This window comes from Staphylococcus microti, from assembly GCF_000934465.1.
Lineage (GTDB): Bacteria > Bacillota > Bacilli > Staphylococcales > Staphylococcaceae > Staphylococcus > Staphylococcus microti.
In genome coordinates this window covers 16,832-43,408 of sequence record NZ_JXWY01000001.1, presented here as the reverse complement: position 1 = coordinate 43,408, position 26,577 = coordinate 16,832, and the positions used below count along the sequence as shown (strand labels likewise).

At 39.1% G+C, this 26,577-nt stretch carries 26 protein-coding genes and 1 pseudogene; 9 read left to right on the top strand and 18 right to left on the bottom strand.

Translation table 11 applies throughout. The annotated features are described in order from the left end of the window. Positions 1 to 58: 58 nt before the first annotated feature. The 4 genes and pseudogenes from deoC to TP70_RS00190 form a co-directional block, all read right to left on the bottom strand. Complete coding sequence (deoC, locus tag TP70_RS00205; protein WP_044358479.1) at positions 59 to 721, bottom strand: deoxyribose-phosphate aldolase; 663 nt, start codon at positions 719 to 721, stop codon at positions 59 to 61. Between the two features lie 13 nt (positions 722 to 734). After that, positions 735 to 2,085 (bottom strand): annotated as a pseudogene (locus tag TP70_RS00200) (MFS transporter). Between the two features lie 12 nt (positions 2,086 to 2,097). Further along, a complete protein-coding gene (deoD, locus tag TP70_RS00195) occupies positions 2,098 to 2,805 on the bottom strand; it encodes a purine-nucleoside phosphorylase (protein WP_044358478.1) in 708 nt (235 codons plus the stop codon). 326 nt (positions 2,806 to 3,131) lie between these two features. Continuing rightward, positions 3,132 to 3,869: a GntR family transcriptional regulator gene (locus tag TP70_RS00190; protein WP_044358477.1), complete on the bottom strand. Its 738-nt coding sequence runs from the start codon at positions 3,867 to 3,869 to the stop codon at positions 3,132 to 3,134. Positions 3,870 to 4,202: 333 nt separating this feature from the next. Between TP70_RS00190 and TP70_RS00185 the strand changes: the two genes are divergently transcribed. Then, the gene (locus TP70_RS00185) at positions 4,203 to 4,979 is read left to right on the top strand and encodes a DMT family transporter (RefSeq protein ID WP_240626955.1); all 777 of its coding nucleotides are present in this window, start codon (positions 4,203 to 4,205) and stop codon (positions 4,977 to 4,979) included. 494 nt (positions 4,980 to 5,473) lie between these two features. On the opposite strand, the gene TP70_RS00180 is transcribed toward TP70_RS00185, so the two are convergent. The 3 genes from TP70_RS00180 to TP70_RS00170 are packed head-to-tail and all read right to left on the bottom strand — an operon-like array spanning position 5,474 to position 9,114. Further along, entirely contained in the window at positions 5,474 to 6,835 is a 1,362-nt protein-coding gene (locus TP70_RS00180; protein WP_044358476.1) for a gluconate:H+ symporter, read from the bottom strand. A gap of 17 nt (positions 6,836 to 6,852) precedes the next feature. Beyond that, a complete protein-coding gene (locus TP70_RS00175; RefSeq protein ID WP_044358475.1) occupies positions 6,853 to 8,229 on the bottom strand; it encodes a four-carbon acid sugar kinase family protein in 1,377 nt (458 codons plus the stop codon). 9 nt (positions 8,230 to 8,238) lie between these two features. After that, positions 8,239 to 9,114, bottom strand: coding sequence for an NAD(P)-binding domain-containing protein (locus TP70_RS00170; protein WP_044358474.1), 876 nt, complete (start codon positions 9,112 to 9,114; stop codon positions 8,239 to 8,241). A 121-nt stretch (positions 9,115 to 9,235) separates the two neighbouring features. Here TP70_RS00170 and TP70_RS00165 point away from each other — a divergent pair, with 121 nt between their 5' ends. Continuing rightward, on the top strand, positions 9,236 to 9,838 hold the full coding sequence (locus TP70_RS00165) for a GntR family transcriptional regulator (RefSeq protein ID WP_044358473.1): 603 nt from the start codon (positions 9,236 to 9,238) through the stop codon (positions 9,836 to 9,838). Between the two features lie 51 nt (positions 9,839 to 9,889). Here TP70_RS00165 and TP70_RS00160 read toward each other — a convergent pair whose 3' ends face one another. Beyond that, a complete protein-coding gene (locus tag TP70_RS00160) occupies positions 9,890 to 10,072 on the bottom strand; it encodes a hypothetical protein (RefSeq protein ID WP_044358472.1) in 183 nt (60 codons plus the stop codon). Between the two features lie 119 nt (positions 10,073 to 10,191). After that, the gene (locus TP70_RS00155; protein WP_044358471.1) at positions 10,192 to 10,944 is read right to left on the bottom strand and encodes a membrane lipoprotein lipid attachment site-containing protein; all 753 of its coding nucleotides are present in this window, start codon (positions 10,942 to 10,944) and stop codon (positions 10,192 to 10,194) included. Positions 10,945 to 11,124: 180 nt separating this feature from the next. Here TP70_RS00155 and TP70_RS00150 point away from each other — a divergent pair, with 180 nt between their 5' ends. Beyond that, a complete protein-coding gene (locus tag TP70_RS00150) occupies positions 11,125 to 11,361 on the top strand; it encodes a hypothetical protein (RefSeq protein ID WP_044358470.1) in 237 nt (78 codons plus the stop codon). Between the two features lie 76 nt (positions 11,362 to 11,437). On the opposite strand, the gene TP70_RS00145 is transcribed toward TP70_RS00150, so the two are convergent. The 3 genes from TP70_RS00145 to TP70_RS00135 form a co-directional block, all read right to left on the bottom strand. Next, positions 11,438 to 11,971, bottom strand: a complete 534-nt coding sequence (locus TP70_RS00145) for a hypothetical protein (protein WP_052502842.1) — start codon at positions 11,969 to 11,971, stop codon at positions 11,438 to 11,440. A gap of 304 nt (positions 11,972 to 12,275) precedes the next feature. Then, positions 12,276 to 13,208 carry a hypothetical protein gene (locus TP70_RS00140; protein WP_044358468.1) on the bottom strand — a complete coding sequence of 311 codons (933 nt, stop codon included), beginning with the start codon at positions 13,206 to 13,208 and terminating at the stop codon, positions 12,276 to 12,278. Positions 13,209 to 13,373: 165 nt separating this feature from the next. Beyond that, positions 13,374 to 13,547, bottom strand: a complete 174-nt coding sequence (locus TP70_RS00135; RefSeq protein ID WP_044358467.1) for a helix-turn-helix domain-containing protein — start codon at positions 13,545 to 13,547, stop codon at positions 13,374 to 13,376. Positions 13,548 to 13,755: 208 nt separating this feature from the next. Here TP70_RS00135 and TP70_RS00130 point away from each other — a divergent pair, with 208 nt between their 5' ends. The 4 genes from TP70_RS00130 to xylE all read left to right on the top strand — a co-directional run bounded on the left by TP70_RS00130 (position 13,756) and on the right by xylE (position 19,291). Further along, a complete protein-coding gene (locus TP70_RS00130) occupies positions 13,756 to 14,910 on the top strand; it encodes an ROK family transcriptional regulator (RefSeq protein ID WP_044358466.1) in 1,155 nt (384 codons plus the stop codon). A gap of 156 nt (positions 14,911 to 15,066) precedes the next feature. After that, positions 15,067 to 16,389 (top strand): xylose isomerase, encoded by a 1,323-nt coding sequence (gene xylA / locus TP70_RS00125; RefSeq protein WP_044358465.1) that lies wholly within the window; start codon positions 15,067 to 15,069, stop codon positions 16,387 to 16,389. A 5-nt stretch (positions 16,390 to 16,394) separates the two neighbouring features. Beyond that, entirely contained in the window at positions 16,395 to 17,885 is a 1,491-nt protein-coding gene (gene xylB, locus TP70_RS00120; protein ID WP_044358481.1) for a xylulokinase, read from the top strand. Positions 17,886 to 17,893: 8 nt separating this feature from the next. After that, positions 17,894 to 19,291 carry a D-xylose transporter XylE gene (xylE, locus tag TP70_RS00115; protein WP_338091855.1) on the top strand — a complete coding sequence of 466 codons (1,398 nt, stop codon included), beginning with the start codon at positions 17,894 to 17,896 and terminating at the stop codon, positions 19,289 to 19,291. A gap of 54 nt (positions 19,292 to 19,345) precedes the next feature. On the opposite strand, the gene TP70_RS00110 is transcribed toward xylE, so the two are convergent. Next, on the bottom strand, positions 19,346 to 19,546 hold the full coding sequence (locus TP70_RS00110; protein ID WP_244914282.1) for a hypothetical protein: 201 nt from the start codon (positions 19,544 to 19,546) through the stop codon (positions 19,346 to 19,348). A 263-nt stretch (positions 19,547 to 19,809) separates the two neighbouring features. Next, a complete protein-coding gene (locus TP70_RS12335) occupies positions 19,810 to 20,130 on the bottom strand; it encodes an SdpI family protein (protein WP_169924283.1) in 321 nt (106 codons plus the stop codon). A gap of 201 nt (positions 20,131 to 20,331) precedes the next feature. Here TP70_RS12335 and TP70_RS00100 point away from each other — a divergent pair, with 201 nt between their 5' ends. Both TP70_RS00100 and TP70_RS00095 read left to right on the top strand, forming a co-directional pair. After that, on the top strand, positions 20,332 to 21,285 hold the full coding sequence (locus TP70_RS00100; protein ID WP_044358461.1) for a 2-hydroxyacid dehydrogenase family protein: 954 nt from the start codon (positions 20,332 to 20,334) through the stop codon (positions 21,283 to 21,285). Positions 21,286 to 21,298: 13 nt separating this feature from the next. Then, complete coding sequence (locus TP70_RS00095) at positions 21,299 to 21,643, top strand: cupin domain-containing protein (RefSeq protein ID WP_044358460.1); 345 nt, start codon at positions 21,299 to 21,301, stop codon at positions 21,641 to 21,643. Positions 21,644 to 21,856: 213 nt separating this feature from the next. Here TP70_RS00095 and arcC read toward each other — a convergent pair whose 3' ends face one another. From arcC to fdrA, 4 genes are all read right to left on the bottom strand, one after another. Further along, positions 21,857 to 22,792: a carbamate kinase gene (gene arcC / locus TP70_RS00090; protein WP_044358459.1), complete on the bottom strand. Its 936-nt coding sequence runs from the start codon at positions 22,790 to 22,792 to the stop codon at positions 21,857 to 21,859. 12 nt (positions 22,793 to 22,804) lie between these two features. Continuing rightward, positions 22,805 to 23,458, bottom strand: coding sequence for an oxamate carbamoyltransferase subunit AllH family protein (locus TP70_RS00085; RefSeq protein ID WP_142382266.1), 654 nt, complete (start codon positions 23,456 to 23,458; stop codon positions 22,805 to 22,807). Between the two features lie 95 nt (positions 23,459 to 23,553). Further along, entirely contained in the window at positions 23,554 to 24,819 is a 1,266-nt protein-coding gene (locus TP70_RS00080; protein WP_044358458.1) for a YlbE family protein, read from the bottom strand. Beyond that, positions 24,819 to 26,570 carry an acyl-CoA synthetase FdrA gene (gene fdrA, locus TP70_RS00075; protein WP_044358457.1) on the bottom strand — a complete coding sequence of 584 codons (1,752 nt, stop codon included), beginning with the start codon at positions 26,568 to 26,570 and terminating at the stop codon, positions 24,819 to 24,821. The genes TP70_RS00080 and fdrA overlap by 1 nt, the downstream gene beginning before the upstream one ends. Positions 26,571 to 26,577: the final 7 nt, after the last annotated feature.

Sequence of the window (26,577 nt, the reverse complement as noted above, 5' to 3'; positions counted from 1 at the left end):
AAGTGAACACGTTGAAATGGTGTTGTCATCACAATCACTCCTTAAAGTTTTATGTCTTTTAATAATCTGTGTCTGCTTCTAACCCTTGCATAATTTGTACGCCTGCACTTGCGCCAACACGTGTTGCGCCTGCGTCTAACATTGCTTGGAAGTCTGCCAAGTTACGCACGCCACCTGACGCTTTCACTTCTAATGCATCGCCCACTGTATCTTTCATTAATTTCACATCTTCCGGTGTTGCGCCGCCACCAGCGAAACCAGTAGATGTCTTCACAAAGTCCGCACCTGCTGCTTTAGAAAGTTCGCATGCTTTGACTTTTTCTTCATCTGTTAATAAGACTGTTTCGATAATGACTTTAACCGTTTTATCGCCAGATGCTTCGACAACCGCTTCGATGTCTGCTTGTACATCATCATAACGCCCGTCTTTCAACGCACCGATATTAATCACCATATCGATTTCATCGGCACCTTTCGCAATTGCATCTTTCGTTTCGCATGCTTTCACGTCAGATGTTGACGCTCCTAATGGGAACCCGATAACCGTACATACTAAGACATCTGAGTCCGCTAATTTTTCAGCTGAATACGCCACATGTGTTGGATTCACACATACTGATTTGAAGTGGTATTCCTTCGCTTCTTCAATAATTTTGTCAATTTGTGCGCGTGTTGATTCAGGTTTTAATAAAGTATGATCAATATATTTTGCGTAATTCATGTTATAACTCCTTTTATGCTTCTGTTTTTGTCCAACGATTTAATACAACAAATAATACAAGTCCAACAATACTCATCAACGCTAAGATAATTAAAATCATACCAAAGTGAGACGTCAATGCTGTATTACCCGGGAAATTAAGTGCTTTAAAATCAATCAAAGCTGCTGCAATCGCAATTCCTACTGATACTGCCACGTTAATAATTAAGTTGTAGAAACCAATCGCAACACCTGTCATACTGACGTCGATTGTGCGAATCGCTTCATTTAATAACGGTGCGTACATTAACGCAAAGCTACCTGCGAAGAAAATCATTGAGATTACGAAAATCGATACATGTTGACCAACGACAAATGCTGGTAAGAACAAGCTCAACGCAATTAAGCCAATCGCTGTGATAATCGCTTGTTTTGAATTTAAGAAATTCGCAATTTTACCACTCAATGCACCGACAACAACTGCCACTAAATAACCAGGAATCAGTAATAATGATGTTGTATCTAATTCAAAATGATAAATCTGTTCCATAATAAATGGGAACGTAAAAATATAACCTAACTGTATCATATACATCACAAACACAATAAATAAAAATGATGCATAGCGTTTGTTTTGGAAAAATTTCTTATCAACCAATGGCTGTTTCGCATTTTTAATGTATAGCGCAAAAATAGCAATAACAATCAATGCACCTGCTAAATACCACCAGTTAAAGTTCGTAATAAACAACATCACCGTTGTCGCAATCGTTGACACTAAAACCAATCCAATAAAATCAAGATGTGCTTTGTTCACTGACTCTTCTTTTGGTAAAAGTTTAAACTAGGAACGGAAGTGTAAACACAACGATTAATGCGATTAAAAACATATTCGTCCAGTGTAAGTACGTTGAAATAAAACCACCTGATAACGTACCGATAACGAGTGATAATGAATAACTACTCGTACTCAAACCGAGATACGTCTTCTGATCTTCTTTGGACAAGTACTTCGCAACATAAATAACATACAATGTCTCAGCCGCCGCAAGTCCTGACGTTTGAATAATACGTCCTGTTAACAACAGCGGGAAGTTCCCTTGGAAAATATAACCAATAATTGAACCGATAATGATTAAACACACACCGTAAATAAACAGTGTACGGATACTGATCGCATCAGACAGTGATGAATACACCACTGCCCCGATACCAATTACAAGTCCTGCAAGAGTCGCTTGCCAACTTACCGTCGTTACCGAAATGTTCAAGTCATCCGCAATCGCAACTGAAATTAATTTGAACGAGTTGTCGATAACCAAACTGAAAACGAATAGAAAGAGTAAGATCGGTACCGCTTTTTTCACTTTGTCATATGATGTCATCACAGTCACTCCTTAAATGAGAGACAGTGCGATTTCAATCATATCCGTAAACGCACGTTCTCTTTCTTCTGGTGTTGTGGCTTTGTTGTGAATAATGTGGTCACTTACTGTAAACACACCTAACGCTTCGACACCTGCATATGTCGCATTCATATATAACGCTGCAGATTCCATTTCTACGCCTAAAATACCCATGCGTTGCCAACGTTCATTCGCTGTTTCATCTGCATTATAGAAAATATCACTTGATAACACGTTACCAACATGATAGTTCACACCTTTTTCACGTGCTTTACTTACCGCACCTTCTAATAAACGATAAGAAGCGATTGGCGCGTAGTGACCTGGTAAACGATATTGTTTCACATAGTCAGAATCTGTTGATGCCGCTTGCGCAATAATCACATCGTATAAGTCGATATCCGGTTGCATTGCACCGCATGAACCGACACGGATTAACTTCTTACAACCAAATGTATGAATCAACTCATATGAATAAATACCGATTGATGGAATCCCCATACCTGAACCCATCACAGATACTTTTTGACCTTTGTACGTGCCTGTGTAACCGAACATGTTTCTTACACCATTGAACTGTTGTACATCTTCCAAATACGTCTCCGCAATAAACTTCGCACGTAGTGGATCTCCTGGTAATAATACTGTCTCTGCAATCTCTACGCCGTTCATCGGCTTAATATGTGGTGTAGCTTTCATGTATAACGACCTCCAAGTTGTATAGTAATTTGTCTATTTGTCTAACCACTTATATCTTACAACTTGTAGATAGCGCTTTCAAGATGTAATTTGTGACAAATTGTCGAACGACGAAATTGAAACCAATTGAACGATGATATTAATTGCATATGCCTGAAAAACCAGCCTTATCGAGACACTACAACAAAGCTTTACTAAATAAAAAGCCATACAAGGTGGCACCGTTCATGTGCATTTCCTCATATGACTTTCATTTGTATTTTATTATCATAGACTAGACAACTACTTTTTATTTTAGACAACGCCAACAACATACTAAGCTCTGTCTACGTTGTTTCTTTCATACGTGTCACGGTTATATCTGCCTGCGTTTGCGGCACATACCATTTATTGATGACAATCGGACTTTCATGACCACTGTACACCGTCTCCACAATCAGCCAGCAATGTTCACCACCATCAAACGTATGAGCATCATGCGCAAAGTGCGGCTTTTGTGTCATAGTAAATTTCAAATCAGACTGCGCTGCATATTGATACACTTGTTGTTCAACAAACGTTCGCACAGCCGCTTCATCTTGCGTCGACACCTCATACATATCAATGACATTAATTGGAATAAACGTAAAGCACATCGCATCTGCTTGTTGTGTCTCATTGTCTTTGCGTGTGTAATAACGCTCCATCGCCACAACCACTGATGGATGATCCGGGAACAAATGATTCGTATACTCGCTTTCCAAATCAACACGATAGTGAATCGCATCAAGTGTCATCGGATAACGTGCCATTTGTTGGAGGGGATGCGCCAATCGTGCCATACTCGATGCACTGTGATCTCGATGTTGCGACACGACGAAATGACCTTTCCCACGAATACTCTCCACAACACCATCTTCCGTCAACAGCTTAATCGCTTGGCGCAACGTCATACGACTCACACCAAAACGTTCACAAAGGACCTTCTCCGTCGGTAATGCCTCGCCACCCGGAAACTTGCCCATTTGAATTTCTTCATAAAGCGTATTATAAATTGTTAAAAATTTTGGCTGTGCTTGCGTCACCAAAATAACCTCCCGTACTATACATACTTATATCCTTATCATACACCAACTACATTCAAGACATAAAGCGCAATATTTGCCGATACTCGGGCAATTCGAGACATCCTTCTGAGTGACCGCACTATGACAGCACACTGACCCAATCACTTCACATTGTGTTCTGACGCAACTTTCGCTATAGTAAAATACAAGTTATTGTATGCAAGGGGGAATACGCATTGAATCCATTTATGTACATCTGCTGTATGCTTATTTGGGGACTGAACTTCATCGCCGTGAAAATACAAGGCACTGACGCACCACTCGAAATTTCATTATTGTATCGGTCCATTATTGTATCGGTCCATTATCGCATTCGGTCTCTTTTCCATTCTTTTGTATGTTCAACACAAACGTCCAACAGGGTTAAAAAGAAATCTATGGACGGTCATTGGCTTTGGACTATGTAACTTTGCGATTAGCTATTTATTATTGTATTACGGCACGATACTCACAACATCTGCCCTTGTGACACTTATTTTCTCTATGAAAGTTGTAACAACACCGCTCTTTATTAGCATCGTTTTAAAACAGCGTGTAAGCAAGAAGATTTATGTCGGTGGTACATTAGGTATTTTAAGTGTTATCGTGACACTCATTCCACAACTGCATCAATTAAGTGGAGACGTTTTGTTAGGGGCCGCCCTTGCTATACTCGGTACATGTATCACTTCCTTAGGCGACGTCTTCTCACTTTATAATAGTGATAAAAATATTGACCCCGTACTAGCAAATACTGTTGGTATGTTCAGTGCCGTCGTGCTATTACTTGTTTTTTCAATAGTAAGTGGACAATCATTCGTCATTCCAACACAACCTACATACTGGCTCGGCTTAAGCTATCTCGCCATATTGGCATCATTTGTTGCTTGGCTCTTTTATTTAAAACTTGTTAAAAACATTGGTGCTTCTAAAAGTAGCTATATGGTTGCCGGTTTTCCAGCAATTGGGGGTATTGCGAGCGTGATGATTGGCGAATCACAGCTAACGATTTATCTCGTACTCGGTATTATTTTCGCAGTGTTAGGGGCATACATCGCCTTGTCAAAAGAGCGCACAACCGCATCGTAAATGTCTCTAATTACAGCCTTAAAAATGATACACTGGCTGTAAGGAGTGATTCTCTTGTATATTAAAAACCGACTGCTCTTTATTTTAGGACTACTCACCATTATATTAATGCTTATTTTTCATCAAACGTTAGCCAACACATTAATAAGGCCACTTATTTATTTCTTAGGTGGTTGTATAATCTCTGCATCTCTAGGTTATCGTGAAAAACAATAAATGATAAAAGCCGTACAATAGCGACATCTCTCACTATTGTACGGCTTCATTTTATGTAGTATTTATTTTATATCCGCGCCACAACGCCGATTCTCGTTAATGTAGTATTAATTTTCTGTCCGCGCTACAACGCTGACTCCCATTAATGCAGTATTAATTTTCTATCTGCGCTACAACGCCGACTCATTTACACACTTATTATCCGTTGTGTTTATAAAGATATTTTGTTTAAAATTTTATGTTGTTTCATCACATACTTACTTTTCCATATACAACGGCTATATTACCATTCCTAACAACAAGACAAAACCTAGACCAAGTACCGACAAGATAGACTCTAACAATGTCCAAGTTAAAAATGTTTCTTTCATTGATAAGCCAAAGTACTCTTTGAACATCCAGAATCCAGCGTCGTTTACGTGTGAGCAGAAAATACTACCCGCACCAATCGCAAGTACGACAAGTGCTAAGTTAACATCTGACGACTGCAACATTGGCAAGACAATACCGACTGATGAAATGGCAGACACTGTTGTGGAACCTAATGCTAGACGTAATAACGCAGCGGCTAACCATGCCAACACAATGGGTGACATGTTCGTATCACTGAAGATATTTGAAATGGCGTCACCTACACCACCGTCGATTAAAATTTGTTTGAACGTACCGCCACCACCGATGATGAGTAATAACATCGCAATCGGTGTAATCGCTGCTGTCACGGAATCCATAATGTTATTCATTGAACGTTGTTGTCTAATGCCCATTGTATAAATCGCAAATAGCACCGCAATCAGCATCGCTGTTGATGATGAACCGATAAAGTAAATAAATCCTTCTAATCCGCTTGCTTTACCATCTTCATGCCCTGTCACCAGTTGCACAATCGTTGCGATAATCATTAAAATAACTGGTAAAAGTGCTGTTAATAAACTCACACCAAAGCTTGGTAATGTGGTTACTTTTAATTCATTAACATCATTGTCGACAGCCGCTTCATTCACTTTATCAAAAGCAGATGGAGCCAATTTACGTGCCATCGCAGGGAATGTACCCCCTACAATAATTGCCAATGGAATACCGATAATAATCCCATACATTAACACGTAACCCACATTCGCATTAATTGCTTCTGAAATCGCAACCGGACCTGGATGTGGTGGTAAGAAACCATGTGTTACCGCAATCGCTGCAGTCATCGGTAGCCCAACCTGTAATCGTGGAATATCCATACGTTTCGCCAACGTAAACACGAGTGGAATCAATAATACGAACGCTACTTCTAAAAATAGCGAAATCCCAATAATAAATGACGCAATAATCATCGCCCATGTCACATGTTTCGTCCCGAACGTCACAATCAACGTGTCGGCAATTTTCGTTGCACCCCCACCGTCTGACAGCAGTTTACCTAAAATCGCACCGAGACCGAAAATAATCGCGATATGTCCAAGCGTATCGCCCATTCCTTTTTCAACAGTTGCGACCACTTGATCAATCGGCATTCCTAAAATAATACCCGTCACCATCGACGTAATAATTAATGCGATAAATGTATTCAACTTCAAGCCCATAATTAAAAACAGTAATAATGCCACACCAATGACAACGCCAATAATTGGCCAAACATCTCCCATCATATACAGTAACCCCTCTCTTATCCTTTACGTGTTTGATTCATTTGATAAACATTCGTTAACGTTTCAACAGCGCCAACATTTCCCGGGAAAATCACATACGGCATACCCGCATACTTCGCTTCATCTCCCGTTAACCATACGGGCACACCATTCGTCACTTGACCGATGACTTCCGCTTTTTTAATGCCTAACCCTTTCGTTGCGACATCACTTGACGTAATCCCGCCTTTCGCAATAATAAAACTTGGCTGGATTGTTAGATTTTGAACGATTTGAACTAAACTGTCTGAAATACGTGTTGAAATATTTAAGTTTTGATCGGTATCTGTCGTTTTCACAACATCACGTGACGTATACAGCACCACATCTTGCCCTGTACGCAACAACGCCTCTACTTGTTGTGTTAACTGTTGGATATAATCATCCACTAACTCTGGCGTTTCTAAAATTTTTACACCAAACTCCACCGCTTGAATATCCGAATGTGCTAACAAATGTTGTAACTGTTCAGACGACTTCTTCACATGCGAGCCAACAATCATCAAGCCACCGTGATCACTCTGTTGATAGTCGTTCAACTGAATAATTTCCCCCGGCGTCTGACAAATCGCTTTTACAAAAGACGCAGCCGTTCTAAAAATAAAGCGTTTCGGCTGTTGATTCAGAAAATCAATTAAGCATGCCACAAAATAATCCATATCTTCATCATTCAACGCATCAACAACCACCGCTTCAAAACCTTCAAGTTGTGCAAAGACATCGAATAAACTGTCTCGATTTCTTAATTGTTGCAACGTAATATGTTGTACGTTTTCTTGCTTAATTGCACCATGACTCTTTTCTTCTATGAAAGCTGCCATCGTCTCACTTTTAAAGCCAAACGTCGTATCATGCGCAAACTCACTATCTGAAACAGGAATAAGCACACCATTGTCTTCTAAATAGTGCACACCCTCGTATGTGAAGCGATTGCCTTCAAAAAATGCCGGCGCATAAAATACCGCATCGAATGGCTTGTCTGCCGCATCATTTAACACTTTAGGTTCTAAATAAAAATGCCCACGTAACGTCGAGTCACCACGGCTAATCACCATGTAAGGCATATCTAACTTTTGTGATACAGACTCAATATTTTTAATAATCGTCTGATGTAACACGGTTGTTTCTTTTTCAGTTAATGCACGTGAATTCGTTAAAATATAAAACATATTATGTGGTTGTCGAAAACCATCTTCAATATACTGTTCTGACCAATCTGTATACACCGGCAAATCTTTCACCGTTTGTGTCCCTGTTGGATCATCGTCTAATACAACGATTTTAAACTTCAACATCTCCAACCCTTTACGAAACTCATCGCCTTGGCGTTGTTCAATTAATTGTCGATTCAACATAACTCTCACCTACAATTGATTAATATTTTCGATATATTTGATCACACCTGAATGATCATTCATACCATGATCAGACGCCACTTCCGCCTTGTACATCTCTTTCACCATATTGGCAACAGGGAGCGCCAAATTCACAGTATCTGCCGTCATCATGACATTTTTTAAATCTTTATAGTTAATATTGATCGTGCCACCCGGTGCATAGTCTTCTGCGATCATCTTAGGGAACTTCGCCTCCATAACCGCTGAACCTGCCAAGCCACCACGAATGGCGTCAAACATATCTTGTAATTGAATATCGAACTTTTTCGCCAAAACAACCGCTTCTGACAATGCCACAATATTCGTATTCACAATAATTTGGTTTGCAAGCTTTACAACACTACCAGCTCCTACATCGCCGACGCGAATCACAGACGCCGACACAGGTGCCAACACTGTTTTAACCGTGCCTAACACTTGTGCGTCACAACCAATCATTACCGCTAGTTCACCGGTAATCGCCAGTGGCTCCCCACCACTAACCGGTGCATCACAATATTGTACGTTCACTTCTTCCAGCATTTTATGAATTTCCAGTGCTTCATTCGGTGTAATAGAACTCGTATCAATCACATACTTCGTGTTAATGGTCGGTTGCGCCATTAACGCATCTTCTCCGCTATATAACACCGCCTTCACAATTGCACCACTAGGCAACGACGTGATAATATATTCCGCCTGTTCCGCCATCATTTGCATCGTAGCAGGGTGGCCTCCTAGCTGCGCCAACTCATTAATAGCCGCTTCATTCACGTCATACACATAAACATCATGACCTGCGTTGATAAAATGCTTTGCCATCGGTTTTCCCATAATCCCAAGTCCAATGCATCCAATTTTCATATTAACCCCTCCAATTGTAAACGTTTGCAAGAGTTATTGTATATCATTTTTTATAAATTGTATACATTTTTCTTCTATTGCATTTTGTAGTACACTAATTTTGATAAGGGGGCACGACGATATGATGCGTAAAGACACATCGATCTATCAACAAATGCGGGACGATATTATTCACGGTATCTTACAACCCGGAGAAAAAATTACAGAAGTGAAAATGGCGGAAAAATATAATGTGAGTCGCACACCCATTCGAGAAGCAATGAAACAACTGGAACTTGAATATTTGATTAAAGATGGTTATATTTTCGTACCAAACGCAGAAGAATTTCGAAAAATATTTGAGCTACGCATCTTACTCGAAACACACGCACTCAAAAAAGCAGCCATCGTCTTTGTCCAAGAAGACATTGATGAACTGCGCAGTTATACGAATATTGACGTCGACGCCGATGAAAACTTAGTCATTGAAACAAATGATCAATTTCATCAAAAACTCATGAGCGCGACACATAATGAATTTATTATGGAAACTTATGAAAAAATGAAAGGCTTTATATTCTTATTCAGCAAAACCGTCATCAACAAGCGACGTCACGGCCTTATCGAAGAACATAGAGAAATCGTGACCGCATTAGAAAAAAGAGACATCGACCAAGCCGTTCACTTACTGAAAACACATCTGGAGAAAGATTTAACCTTCACACTGCATTACTTAGACTTATAACAGCGAAAAGCCATACAAAAGCGACATGTTCACTTCTGTACGGCTTCTTTTTTATGAATTTTTTGGCGGTTTCCCTATTAAGAAGAACCAAATAGCAACCAATAATAATGTATTCACAAGACTAAAGATAATCTTATGTTCTGAGATAACTGCGTACGGTACCAAGTAACGCGCTGTACAAAAAACAAGGAACGCAATTAGACCCGTTTTTAATGCATACATCAATCGGTCCATCGTTTAACCCCCTGTTTTTATTAGTGTAACATCGTTGCATCTTGGCTGATGTTATCGGCTATGCATAACAAAGCCTCTATTTATGTAACATCATCGCTACATAAATAGAGGCACAAATCTTAGTCTACTTTATCTACATATTTGTCGTCTTGTGAATCAAACATTGGCGTTTCAACCTTATCACCTACTTCGGTGATTAAGTATATCTCTTTACGCTGACTATAAAAACCAGCATATTTTTTATCGTAAATTTCAAAAGGATACTTAGGAACAGATATTGATACATTATACTCAGCAGGATCTATATTAAAATAATGATTTTCATTTACAAATGTAAACGTTTCTGAAGACGTCTCATTCCCTGAACCATCTGTGAAAACAGTTAATTCTATATCTTTAAATTCTGGCTCTTTGTATTTGATATTTTTTGCCTCATCATAAGATTTCTTTACATCATCCATTTTCAGCGAATTCAATTCTGCGTCACCTTCCAAATTTTCATCATCTTTGTGATTAATATAATACATATGTGATTTTAATTGGTCCAACTTGAATCCCTTCATTGTTTTAAAATACTTCTTATCATCTTTTAGCATTTTTTCTTTTTTCTTATCATCATCCAATTTGGCCATGTCACCTAAAGTAGTATCTGATTTGATATTATATAATTTTGATTTACCATCTTTAGTTACAATCATCATTTCAATTTCCGAATCCTTATCAATATCTTCTGAACCATCTACAACATAACTAATATGTTCTTTCCCACTATTGAAAACTTCACCCATTTTCAATTCTTTTGAGTTTGTGACATTTGAACAGCCTGTTAATAAAAATGTCGAAACAATCGCACCAAATAAAAGTTTTTTCATTCTTTTAATCCTCATTTCTTATCATTTTATATACCGTTATTATCTCATACAACATTCTAATATTAAAGTACTATTTTATTGATTTACTAAACATTGTAATGGTGTGTTATTTTGTTTAATGTGATGAAAATGTTACGATTGGTATAGCGTATGAAAACTTAACAAAGGGGGCGAGCGTATATGCCATCGTACATCACGATTCCTATTATTATTGTGATTTTGGCACTACAATATTTCATGGCAAGTCGTCAATCCGCAATATGGGGTGCAGTTATTCCTGTTCTATACGTTTTTGTGATGGGCTACTTGTATGTGACACACCATTTTCCAAGTTTCTTATCTTTTATCTTATTCTTTGCGTTAGGTGCTGTATTCCTAATTGAAGAATGGCATCGTGGCCGTAAAAGTATCAAATAGTCAAAAAGTGTGAGCAGGAGGTCGTTATCCCGTTCACACTTTTACTTTATATAACTAGATAGCTATATTCTTAATTTTACTTTTTCATCGCATTAATAATTTGTTCAGTAGATTGTGCCTGTTGATTGTTAATCATTTGAGCATTCATATAGCCATTGCGATGATCGTTATATTGATTGATTTGCGCAATGACTTTATCTGCAAATGCTTGAGCATGATGTGCCTCAAAAAACGGTAAAGGCACACTGACTGAATGACCGTTATTTTCATAGCGAAAAACAGTAATAATTCCAGAAGCAATTATCAATGCACCTAAGGCTAATAAAACAAACGCACGTATAAAACTCGTTCCAAATAAGCCAAAAGAAAGTAAACAAATTAATAATCCAAATATCATACGTACTAATTTGTATGAGCTACTTGTGTATACGTTAGATACATTTCCCAATGGCGTTGTATGCTTTCGACGACCAGCAGGTATTAATCCGAAAAGCACTGTATTGGGAATATCAATCATAACATTATGTGAGTCAACATCCATTTTCCCTTTAATCCAAGGTGTCGCAACTGAAACAGCGAATTTTTTCTCAATATCTTTATTAACTTGCACTATTATTGTCTCCTATCTTTTATTTTTTTACTTTTACTGCAAGGATGGTCTCTTGATACTCAAACACGTTCTAACCTATTTAAAGTATTGAAACTTTCCAAAACAGATAAATAATTGTGTATTTACATTATCTCATAAAATTTTATAATATTGAAGTACTATTTTAGTTATTCACTTTAATTTGTATTGATAATTCCTTTGATATTTCAAATTAACTTATATTCTGTAAATAAAAAAATGTGGGTAGCATAATTTGACTGTTATACTACTCACACTTTTGGTCTGATTTTATTCTTATGAAATTCTACTCTTCAATACCTTTTTCATCATATTTCGTTACAACACCGTCTGCACTCACAATATAAGATCCGGCTAAGTTCCCGGCCTTATCAAGGAATGAAAAGCCCCAACTACCATCGCCTAATTGTGCAGGTTCTTTGTACGTATACGTATTAGTGTCTAACAAATGACCTTCATAATCTTCTACTAAGTCGATTACATTTTCACGCGTTACTTTGATACTAGAGCTACTGCTAGATGAACTAGAAGATGTATCCTGTGCTTGTGATGTTTCTTCTGACGGTGCTTGTCCGATTACAATTTTGCTTGCCAATCCTTTGTAATCTTCACTACTATGGCGATTGTATAGGTCCTTTACATTGAATACATGACTTGCACCATACGGATCATTAACAATTTGATCATAAGTTTTAGGTGACTGTGTAATGTATATAACTACTTGATCATCACTGATTAATACACCTGTACCCCCTGCAGTTGTCTTTGCCGGTGAAGGTCCATAAAGTCTAACATTACTTGGTGTCCCAGGATGACCATTGGGATTCCCAGGAACAAGTGTAATCCGACTTATAGTCTTTATTTCACTGTGCCCACCATTATGTGTCTTTTCATACTGACCATTTGCTAAATCATTAGGTGTTACAACAATATCATTTATTCCACTTTCATATAAAGCCAACGCATATTTTTCCTCATCCGTTAAGTTTTGGACGATTTCATCGACAGACGGTTGTTTTTGACTGGATTGATTCATATTACTTTTAGGTTGGTTGTTCGATTGATTTGTAGTGTTATTTTCATTCGTTTTATTTTGGCTCGTTTCATTATTTGATGTTTTGTCTTGAGATTGATTGCTTTCGTTATTATCCCCACCCGAACATGCAGCTAACGTAAGGGCTAATCCTGTTGTTGTTAAAATACCTAGTACCTTCTTCAAATTCAAATCATCCTTCCTTATTATCACATCATTTAATTTAAAAACATTATCTCATACATCATTTGAATATTAAAGTTTTATTTCATTGATTTACTATCATTAAGTATAAAAACAAAAAACGCCACAATTTCTCTAAATTAGAGAGAACGTGGCGTTATATTAACGTTATTCATTTACAATAATATCTTCCGGCTGACAGTCCAAGTAATTACAAATCGCTTCAAGTGTACTAAAACGAACGGCTTTGGCTTTACCTGTTTTTAGGATAGATAAGTTGGCGATGGTTACATCAACGGCTTGTGACAACTCGGTCAGCGAGACATTTCTTTCTTTTAACACTTCATCACACTCTAACTTCCCTTATTCAGCTACTCTGGAAGTTACGCGCAAGTTAAATCCAATCTTCCCTCCAACGACACGTTTTCTCAATTAATGCTATACTTATTTATTATTGATGCGGACTGGGAAACGAAAATGATGACAATGATTCAATTTCTGTTCCACGTCCAATGACTAACAGTATCAACTTATTAAAGGGGTTCACGCAATGAAACAGATGCCATATTTATCCTTTACAGCTAATGAACGCATGGTGTTAAAAACGATTTTCAATCATAAACCGCTCTCGATGACGGATATTTCGCAGTTGACGAATACGAATAAGGCGACGATTTCGGGGGTATTAAATCACTTAAAAGCACAACAACTTGTCTGTGAAGTCGGGCAAGGCGAGAGTACGAAAAAAGGTGGGAGAAAGACGATTTTGCTGGAGATTAATCCGGATTTTGGCTATACGGTCTCTCTTGATTTTACGTATGATTCTGTCGATATGATGGTCAATGCGTTTAATGGAAAAGTGCTAGCCTATGATTCTTACCCACTAACGGAAAAAACGATGGCGCATGCATTGTCGATTGTGGAATCAAAGTTGAATCCAAGCGATCAACGTGGCACACAACATGGCTTGCTCGGGATTGCGGTGTCAATTCACGGCATCGTCAATCAAGATCAATCGATTCGTACGTTGCCGTTCCTTGAGTTGGATGACATTTCAGTACGTGAACGGCTGGAACAGTATGCGGAAGTGCCGATTTTAATTGAAAATGAGGCCAACCTTGCTGCGCTTTATGAACATGCGTTACGCAATCATACATGTACGGAAAGTTTAGCAACGTTAAGTATTCATAAAGGGATTGGTGCTGGGCTTATTTTAAACAATCAGTTGTATCGTGGTTCAGATGGCAGTGCTGGCGAAATTGGGCAGTCACTGGTGCTCGTCTCAGACACACAACCTGTCCACTATGACAAAATTGAAAATATTTGTTCTCAAGATGCGCTTGTTTCACGTTTGCGTGCACATTTGAACGAACCACTCACACTCGAAACAATCAGCCAATATTACAAAGCACAACACCCGATTGTTCGGGAAGAAGTCCAAACATTTGTTGAACGTATCGCGGTGCTTATCTATAACTTTTCTATGCAGCTCAATCCAGCACATATTTATATTAACTGCCCTATTATGAATGAAATACCTGAAATATTAACGCAAATTCAAGACCAACTCCACACGCTTTCATATGACGCGACAGCGATCCGCCTCACATCCAACGTACAATATGCAACATTGTTTGGTGGTGCGCTTGGCATTACCCAACAAATACTTAATATCGGCAATATTAAACTCGATTTTTCATCTTAACAAGAGGTACTACGGCGAAATCTAACCAACGTTTCGTCGTAAAACCTCTTTTTTATTTTCTAACCCCCAATAGAAAACGTTTACAAAATAAATAAAACGTGCTATATTCTAGTTAGTTAATTTATTAAACAAACTAACATGTAGGAGGTTTTCTCTATGACATATTTCGATATAGACAAAGTAGCTTATGAAGGTCCGACATCAACGAACCCTCTTAGTTTTAAGTATTACAATCCAGATGAAAAAATCGGCGACAAAACGATGAAAGAACATCTCAGATTTAGTGTGGCTTACTGGCATACATTCACGGCTGATTTATCGGATCCATTTGGTGTAGGAACGGCACAACGTGATTGGGATAATCTAGATGAAATGGATAAGGCGAAAGCACGTGTAGAGGCTATTTTTGAATTTATGGATAAAACAGGTATTGAATATTTCTGTTTCCATGACGTGGATATTGCCCCTGAAGGTAAAACACTTGCTGAAACGAACCAAAATTTAGACGTTATCACAGATTTAATTAAAGATAAAATGGCTGAAACAGGTAAAAAGTTATTATGGAACACAGCGAATAACTTTACACATGAACGCTTTGTTCACGGTGCAGCCACGTCTTCTCATGCAGATGTGTTTGCGTATGCAGCTGCAAAAGTTAAAAAATCGCTTGAAATTGCTAAAAAGTTAGACGCTGAAAACTTTGTATTCTGGGGCGGACGTGAAGGTTACGAAAGCTTACTCAACACGGATATGAAATTAGAGTTAGACAACTTAGCACGTTTCTTTAAAATGGCAAAAGCGTATGCAGATGAAATTGGTTTTACAGGTCAATTTTTAATCGAACCTAAGCCAAAAGAACCAACATCACATCAATACGATACAGATGTTGCGACAGCACATGCCTTTTTACAAAAATATGACTTAGACGGTTTCTTTAAATTCAATATTGAAGCGAACCATGCGACTTTAGCAGGTCATACATTCCAACACGAATTACGCTATGCGCGTGATAACGGTATGTTAGGTTCTGTCGATGCCAACCAAGGTCACCCATTGCTTGGCTGGGATACAGACGAGTTCCCATCAGATGTTTACGAAACGACTTTAGCGATGTATGAAATTTTGAAAAATGGTGGCTTAAATCCAGGTGGCCTCAACTTCGATGCGAAACCAAGACGTACGTCATTTACGCAAGAAGATTTAGTGTTAACACATATCGTTGGTATGGACGCCTTTGCGCTTGGCTTACGTGTGGCACATAAAATGATTGAAGACCGTTTCTTTGAAGACATCGTTGACAATAAGTATGCCTCTTTCAAAAATGGTATCGGCGAAAAAATCATAAATGATGCGACGTCTTTTGAAGAATTAGAACAACACGCCCTACAACTTGGCGATATCGCATTACAATCTGATCATTTAGAAGTTATTAAATCACGCATTAACCAATATATTTTAACGATTAACAACGAGGGATGATGCACATGAAATACGTAATCGGCATGGACATCGGAACGAGCGGGTTAAAAAGTTTAAAAGTCAATATGGCAGGAGACGTTGTAGATCAATACAGCGTCTCTTATCATACAGAGCACCCGCAATCCGGTTATAGCGAAATGAACCCTGAAGTATGGTACGACGCAACCATTGAAAGCTTGAAATATTTTATTAATGAAGAAACAGCACAAGACATTGTCGGCATCAGTTTTTCTGGCCAAATGCATGGGCTTGTCATGATTGATGCGCAAGGCGATGTGATTCGTCCTGCGATTTTATGGAATGATACGCGAACAGCTAACGAAGTCCAGTCATTGCTTAATACTGTTGGCCTGGACACATTCCTCGCACAAACGCAGAACACGGTGTTAGAAGGCTTCACTTTACCAAAACTGATGTGGGTGCGTCGACACGAACCTGATAACTTCGCAAAAATTCATAAAATCATGTTACCGAAAGACTATATTGCCTACCGTCTCACAGGCAATGTGTACAGCGAACCGTCAGATGCGTCAGGAACGTCACTGTTCAATGTCAAAGAAGGCAACTGGGCACAACCTTTGTTACAACAACTTGACTTAGACCCTGCGATATTGCCTGACATTATACCGTCACATGGTAAAAATGGCGACTTATCTACAGACATTCAAGCACAACTCAGCGTATCTCATGATATTGCGGTATATCAAGGTGGTGCAGATAACGCATGTGGTGCGCTCGGCTCAGGCATTACCGATGACCGTATGCAAATGGTGAGTATTGGTACATCCGGCGTCGCCCTAGCAATTCAAAATGATACAGATTTTGAAAATGATGGCAGCATTCACTATTTTAATCATTGTGTCCCGAATCAAAATTACATTATGGGCGTCACGCTGTCGGCAGGTTATAGCTTAGGCTGGCTCAAAAAATTATTAAATGTAACCGAAGACTTCGATGTCTTTTTAGACGACCTACCGTCTTCAAAACCCGGTGCGAATGGGTTATTGTTCACACCGTACTTGTTAGGCGAACGTACGCCTTACAACGATACGACGATTCGCAGTAGCTTTATCGGTCTTGATGCGACAACAACTGATCATGACTTAAAACGTGCTGTTATTGAAGGCATTACTTTCTCCATTCATGACAGCATCGACATTATTCGTCAAAGTGGCAAGCCGGTCGAACGTATCGTTTCAATCGGCGGTGGTGCTAAAAATGCGACATGGCTACAAATGCAAGCAGACATTTTCAATGCATCTATCCGAACGTTAGCACAAGAACAAGGGCCTGCTTACGGTGCAGCAATGCTTGCGGCAATGGGAGCCGGTTGGTTCGATGATTTCCAAACGATGCGCGAACAATGGATTACTTATCGTGATGACATCACACCGAACCCAGCACATCACCAAACATATGAACAGCTATTCCCAATTTATCAATCTGTATACAAACATACGCAATCCATCTCAGAACAGTTACTGTCATTTAAATAAACAAGGGGATGCATAAAATGAAAAACTACGATAATAAAAAGTTTATTTTCACCATTGCCTTAATCGCAACACTCGGCGGCTTGTTATTCGGTTATGATACAGCCGTTATCTCAGGTGCCGAACAATCACTACAAAAATATATTACTGCTGACTATAACGACTTTATTCACGGATTAACCGTTTCAAGTGCCTTAATCGGCTGTGTCATCGGTGGGATATTATCATCATCCCTCTCCAGCCGTTTTGGTCGTAAACGCACATTACAAGTCGCAGCCGTTTTATTCGTTGTTTCAGCTTTATTATCAGGGTTCCCAGAATTCATGTTCTTCACACCCGGTGAACCGACATTAATGTTACTCATTATGTTCAACATTTATCGTGTTATCGGCGGTATTGGTGTAGGTTTGGCGTCAGCAATTTCACCCGTTTATATTAGTGAAATCTCGCCTTCCAGCATTCGTGGACGTCTCGTATCGTTCAACCAATTTGCGATTATATTCGGGATGCTCGTCGTTTATTTCGTCAACTACGGCATTATTTTTGGCGAAACACAACAGTGGATAGAAACAATCGGTTGGCGTTATATGTTCGCAACCGAAGCCATTCCAGCAGCTGTCTTTTTCTTCTTACTGTTCTTCGTGCCAGAAACACCACGTTATCTGACACTGATAAACAAAGAAGCAGAAGCACTATCCGTACTCAACAAAATCTATACATCCGCATCACATGCGCAAAACGTATTTAACGACATCGTTTTAACAAAAAATAAAGAAAAAGATACGAAAGCCCCACTTTTTAGTTTCGGGAAAACGGTCATTATTGTAGGGATTTTCTTATCGATTTTCCAACAATTTATCGGTATTAACGTCGCATTATACTACGCACCACGTATTTTTGAACAACTCGGTGCAGGTGGCAATGCTGCGATGGTTCAAACCGTCGTGATGGGCTTAGTGAACGTTATCTTTACAGTCGTCGCTATTTTATATGTCGATAAATTCGGTCGTAAACCATTGCTCATCATCGGCTCAACAGGTATGGCGATTGGTATGATCGGCATGAGCGTCCTTACAGCAAACGGCACATTCGGTATTATCACATTGTTATTCATGGTCATCTACACAGCGTCATTCATGATGAGTTGGGGACCAATCACATGGGTACTACTCTCTGAAATCTTCCCAAACCGTATCCGTAGTGGCGCCATGGCCATCGCCGTTGCCGCACAATGGCTCGCCAACTTTACAATCACATCAACATACCCATCAATGATGGCATTCAGTGGTACATTCACATACGGCTTCTACGCCTTGATGTGTATCTTATCCGGCCTATTCATCTGGAAGTTCATCCCAGAAACAAAAGGCAAAACACTCGAAGCCCTCGAAAACGTATGGCAAAAATAAGCACAACACCCCCAATCATACGCATCACGCTTACGTATGTTGGGGGTGGTTTATTTAAAGTCCTTTTCGCTTCACTTGTCGTACGATAAATACCATCATTAAAAGACCGTGTATCATCGTCAGCCCTTTGAAAATTGGTGAACTAAACGAGATAAAGAAAGCGGTTAGTATCACTTCAAGGACGAGCATAACGATAATTATTGCCAGCAATACTTGTTGTGACTTAGGCATAGGTTGTTTTTGTTTATCCATCATAACTCCTTTGTCAAAATGTATTTACTTCCCCAAATGTGGTGTTCCCTTAATTCGATGATAACATAAGACCTTTACTTTATTAGAAGTAGGCTAACAGTCCAACGATTGTTAAAAATATCATTGACGATTACACTAAAAATAAATAATATGATCAGTAAGGAAAGAGACGCTTTGTCTCCGAGAGATACTTATCTCTTGTTTTTATGAATGCGTTATATACACTCATTCCGTTTTAAGAGGTTGACTGAGAAGTTGCCTCTTTTTTAATTTAACTGCCGATTCACATGCCAATATACTGCAAAATAGAGCACAAACAAGATGATTGCCTGGGAAATAACAGATGTCAGCAGTAAATTGTCATACCCCACTATTAAGAAAGCGATGTCCATCGCAAAAATCACGACTGAAACCATCAATGTATAACGAAAAACTTTTTCAAATAGTTCCGCAAACAGTTTTTGTACACGATCCCAATTTTCTTGATTTTTCATTGCTTTTCTAGAGCGAAAGCCAAAAAATAGTTGATTTGTTGTGGTGGGACATTCAAAAATAAACGCCCTATCAATACACTCATCGGACTGCATGGTAATAATGTCATACGCCTTCCCCCTTTGTATCATTATCATATCCTAATAACTTGTTTATACCGCACTAATTAAAAATCCACTCCTTCTTTTTGTGCATTACTAACAATAATTCTGAATTTTTCTTCCATTTATGTGCTAATAACACTATTCAAAAAGACTTATAATTGAATTACAAAGTAGAATAAAGGAGGAACAGTCATGAAAATTTTAGTTGCTGGAGAAATTCCTGAATCAGGTATGACGTTTTTAGAAAAGCATTTTGAACATGTGGACGTGTTTGAAGGAGAAAAGCTCATCACTAAAGAAACGTTAATCGACAAAATCAAAGATAAAGATGCGTTGATCAGCTTGTTGTCGACAAATGTGGACAAAGATGTCATTGATGCGGCACCGAATTTAAAAATTATTGCGAACTATGGTGCTGGTTTTAATAATATCGACATTGATTATGCACGTTCAAAAGGTATTGATGTGACGAACACACCGAATGCCTCTACAAATGCAACGGCTGACTTAACGTTTGCGATTTTATTAGCGGCGGCAAGACGTGTGGTTGAAGGAGACGAATTATGTCGTACAACTGGCTTTAACGGTTGGGCACCTTTATTTTTCAGAGGTCGTGAAGTGTCTGGCAAAACGATTGGTATTATCGGTTTAGGCGAGATTGGTTCAGCTGTAGCAAGACGTGCGAAAGGCTTCGACATGGATATTTTATACTGTGGCCCTACAAGACATGAAGAGAAAGAACAAGCGCTCGGAGCGAAATATGTATCACAGGAAGAATTGCTGAAAACTGCTGATTTCGTCGCAATTAACTGTTCTTATAATCCATCTATGAAGCATATGATTGATGCTGAAGAAATTGCGATGATGAAACCAACTGCGTACTTAATTAACGCTTCAAGAGGCCCGATTGTACATGAAGCGGCTTTAGCTGACGCTTTAGAAAACAAAGTCATTGAAGGTGCAGCACTTGATGTGTTTGAGTTTGAACCTGAAATTAATGACAAATTGAAAACGTTGAAGAATGTTGTGATCACACCACATATCGGTAATGCAACGTTTGAAGCACGCGATATGATGGCTGAAATTGTGACGACGAATGTCTATAAAAAGTTAAATAATGAATCACCGGACTACATTGTCAATTAGGAGGCTTTGTGTAATGGCTGAAAGATATTTTAAGTTAGACACGTTACATCAATATTGTGACTTTGAAGCAAAGAAAAACATTTTTTATCAATCTAAGCAATCAGCTGGTGCTGTATGGTGTATACGCCCTGGACAGTTTTTAAAAGCGCATAAGCATGCCGACGCTGATGACGTCTGGATTGTGTTGGAAGGTCAAGGCGAGTTTATCACAAATAACGATGAAAAACGCATCATCTCAAAAGGTGATATTATCGTTTCTTATCCAGGTGATATTCACGGTGTCTATAATACTGGCACTGAAAACTTTGTAATGTTAGGCTTTGCAACACCTATGCCACTAGATTTTATAGAATGTTAAAGTAACAACCATACTAACCCTGTGGGATAGATGAGACTTCTATCCCACGCAGTTCCCATACCCCAAATAGCAAAACACCGCTACAATGATGACTAACGATTCCCTCAGTTTTGTAGCGGTGATTTTATGTTTATTGCACGACACTTTTTAGTGGTCTCCAACGACATGCTAGACAAAAATAGGACTCGCGCCCTTTTACACGAGTCCTATTTTTTATAATGTAATTTTTGTACCAGCTTGTCCTGCTAAAGCATCAACAGCGTCTTCTAGCGCACAAATAATGGCTTCTTTGCCCGTCTTCGCAAATTCAATTGCTGCTTCCACTTTCGGCAACATACTGCCGGCTGGGAACTGACCTTCTTGAATATATTGTTCCGCTTCTGCAACGGTCATATGTGTCAGCTTCTGTTCATTGTCTTTACCCCAGTTAATATAAACGTTCGGCACGTCTGTTAACATCATAAAGACATCTGCATGTGTTTGTTGTGCCAATTTGAGACCGGATCTATCTTTATCAATCACTGCATCGACACCTTGAATACGACCGGCTTCATCTTTATAAACTGGAATACCACCGCCACCTGACGAAATAATAATTGTGTCATCGACTAATTGATTGATAGCGTCAATGCCATGAATTGTTTGTGGTTCTGGTGAAGGTACAACGCGGCGATAGCCTCGCCCTGCATCTTCTACCATCATGTAGCCTTTTGTGTCTTCCAATTGTTTGGCTTCTTCTTCTGTAAAAAATACACCAATTGGCTTCGTTGGATGTTCAAATGCTTTGTCATCCTTGTCTACTTCTACCATTGTCATTAACGTCACAACATTAATCGGCATCTGTTCTTTGTGCAGTTTATTTTTTAATGCTGCTTCTAACATAAAACCGATAAACCCTTGTGATTCTGCGCTACTAATAAAAATAGGTAGCGGGGCAATGGTTTCTTTAGCAGCTTCATTTTGCGCGATAATGTTACCAACTTGTGGCCCATTACCGTGCGTCACAATGATGTTATGACCTGCTTTTTTTATATCAATCATATTTTCACTTGCTTTAATAACGTTCTCATATTGATTATCATATGTTGGTTCTTGTTTAGGACGTAAAATTGCATTACCACCTAACGCCAACACGACTTTTTTACCCATACATATCCTCCTTTATAGAGCAGAAAAGATACCATAAGCGGTATCCTTTCCTGAAGAAGATCCGACTTTTAATAAGCGCGCTATATTTAAGGAAAGGGTGGTTTCATCTAATAAATCCATGAGGCGTGTACTAAATACACCATCAAGTGCTAGATTTAAAAACTGCTTACTTACCAAAGTCGTACAATCTTCTTGCAATATTTTTTTGATTTGCGCTATTTTAGAAAGGTCAATGAAAGGAACTATACGATGTACAAATAACATGCCTATTAATATATCGTCGCCTGTCGGGGTCAGACCACTGCCTCTTCCAATAAAATAGCGCAACATCTCCTCATCATCGTTACCATTTGTAAGTTCTGCTAACAGTAAATCCACTTTTTGCTTGTTAAAATCTGTATTTTCATACGCACGAAAGTCTAATTTTTTTATTTCATCGACAAATGCTAGTTGGGGGACTAATTTATCTTTGAAATTCAGTATATTGCCATTCAACTTTAAAATATGATGATCAAAGTAAAGGCAGTTATTTTTTGTTATGATTTCTGAACCAATTTCTACGTCATCTAATAACCATGACTTTGTTTGCTGGTCTACATTGATACCAAAAGGGAATAATCCATTTTCATCCGTACCAATGAATATCATGTTTTGACGTTCATTCACGATATTGAAACCTTTGTTGAACTTACTATGGACGATGAGACGGTCGGCATCCAAAAAGTTGAATACTTCATGACCAATGACTTTTGAATCGAATATCAAGATGTGTAGCCTAACTTTTTAGCATATGCTTTGATTGCTTTCTCAAAGCATTCAATCGGCGGATGCACCGTACCTGCACCAATTTGTCCATAGCCTGCAATTTTATGTGCAATACCTGTATTAATCACTGGTGTAATACCTGTTTCAACAACTTTTCTTGCATCAATACCGAGTGGTGCACCTTTAAAGTTCCATGTCGGAATAATAAAGTTAGGGTTCTCTGCGACACAGATTTCGGTCATTTGATTGGATGTTTCAAGTGCATCATTAAAGCCACCTGTTCCTACAAAACGTGTAACGGCTGGTGCCGCAATCATTGACATACCACCAACACCGATTGTTTCCGTAATGGCAGAGTCGCCAATGTCTGTGTTCGCATCTTCAGCTGAGTAACCTGTAAAGTATAAGCCTTGTGGCGTGTTAACCGGGCCTGTAAACCATTCGTCACCCATACCAGCAATGCGAATACCAAACTCTTTACCGTTACGGCACATGGCAGTGACAATTGTTCCTGCTTGAATCGTACGTGCAGCGTCCATCATCGCTTTACCAGTTGCCATTGCGATATTTAAGAAAAATTGGTCCGTATCTGACAAGAACTGTAAAACATCTTTTTTATCTTTATCGTCGACATCTTCAAGTCCTGAAATAATAGGTGCCATATCACGTAAAAATGCGTAAGATGCGGCAATATTACGTTGGTGGAATTCATCACCCATCGCAATCGCTTTGGCAATTAAGACGTTGATATTTAAACCACCATCAATCGTTCTCAATGCTTTACTCAAGACAGGCCCTAAGACGTTTTTCATCCAGTGCAAGCGATCGACAACTTGTTGATTGTATGCACCAAATCGCAAAACCGCACCGATGCCTTCATTCATTTGACAGTATGCTTCATTGCCGTTTTCTTTATTAACAACAACGAGTACAGGCATGTTCATCGATGTAATACCACCCATTGGGCCAACCGCATTCACGTGATGACATGGGATTAACTTGATTTTGCCTGCTTCTAATAATTGTCTTGCGCCTGCTTCGTCACTTGCCCAACCTTCAAATAAAATGGCACCGACACATGAACCTTGCATTGGATCTGTCATATCTTCATATGTCATCGGTGGTCCGGCATGTAACAACACATGTTCTTGCAATTCAGGAATCACTTCATATGCTGGCACGACATCAGTTAAAAATGGAGACGCGGCAATAACTTTTTCAACAACTGCTTGGTTCGCTTCATCTATTGTTTTAAAATTCATCAGTTAGTCTCCTTTTCATAGTTATTTAAAAATTGTAGTACTTTGATTAACTCTGTATCTCCACCTGCAACTGGTTTCCAATTGAATTGGACATATGGGGTATCATGATCTTGAAGTGCTGTTGTGAAGCTCTTCAAACCGATATTAATCACGCTCGGTTTGTCGTTAATCAACTGCATCACTTTCTCATCAACCGCAAGATCTTCTGTAACTTTGTCGAAAGTTTCGAGTGTTTTTTCAGGTTGCGCTACTTTGCCACCTAACAATTCAATCGCCGTGCGCACCATTTGATCATTCGTATCACAAATATGTGCCCCTGCATCTGCTAAAATGGCTTTTTGTGATTCATAGCCTTGGTAATCTTTCGTCGTACCAACCACTGTTGCTAATACGACAATTTCACGGCCTGCTTGTTTTGAACGTTCAATCACTTCAGCAATAATTGGTGCGAGTTCATTCGCCATATCATCATGACTACCGTAGCCAATAACGTTGTCTAGCATAATAACAGCTGTTTTTTCATCTTCTGCCGCTTGACGTAGCTTTTCTTTACGAATTTCCGGATCAATCATCGGATGTGGCTTACCTTGTGTATACATATCATCGCCTAAATCAATCACTTCATGATGTTCTGATTTCAACGTATAACCTTCTTCATGATCACCTGTGACATCAAAAGCATCTTGGATTAAAATAGCTGCTTCGTAGGCTAATGTGCCACCTGAATAAAATCCTTTAATACTTGTTTGTTCTGCTTTAAATGCTGGTTGTACGTCAGATAATGACTTCGGTGCATACGCTGGTGTTTCGCCGTTCGCTAGTTGTACTGAAACAACCGCCGCTTCTTCTAATGTGTACGCATTGTAAATATTTTGCTCATCGAACGTCGGTTTATGTCCGAGGAATAGCGTCACAATTGGCTTAGCAATATTTCGTAGCGTGTTCATTACCTTTTCTTGAACTTCCTTCGCAGGTGGCTTAGAAATGACAGTAATCACATTGACAGTCGGATCTGCATTCAACGCTTTAATACTGTCGATCATCGTAATCGCACCGACTTCAGTAGATAAATCTCGACCACCTGTACCAATTGCATTCGTGACACCTTTACCAAGTCGATCAATGATTGTTGTAACTTCTTGAATACCTGTGCCAGACGCACCGACAATACCAATGTCACCCTTGCTTACGGTATTCGTAAACGCTAATGGCACACCATGCACAATACCCGTACCACAGTCAGGTCCCATCACTAATAACCCTTTTTCATGCGCCAATTGTTTTAACTTCACTTCATCTTCTTTTGCGACGTTGTCACTAAACATAAACACATTTAAGTTCTGCTTTAATGCGTTCTCAGCTTCCATCGCAGCATATGTGCCAGGAATCGAAATCAATGCTAAATTCGGTTTATCCGCCATATCTAACGCTTGTTTCCAACTGACTGCTTCCTTATTCGCTGTACTACTGTCAGACTCTGATTCACCTTTTAACGCCGCTTCCACTTCCACTTTTACCGTCTCTACTTTTGACGGATCTTCTGTGTCAATGACGATCGCAATATCATTAGGGCCCGCTTGTTCGAGCGCTTCTGTCGCTAATCCTGAAGATTTGAAAATATCTTTGTTCGCAGGTGTCCCCATCATGACCGACGCTTTATTAACCCCTTCAATACCGCTTAATTTATTGGAGAGTAACATCAGTACGATAGAGTCTTGATACGTATTTTCCTTAATCACTGTGTATAGCATCATGTTC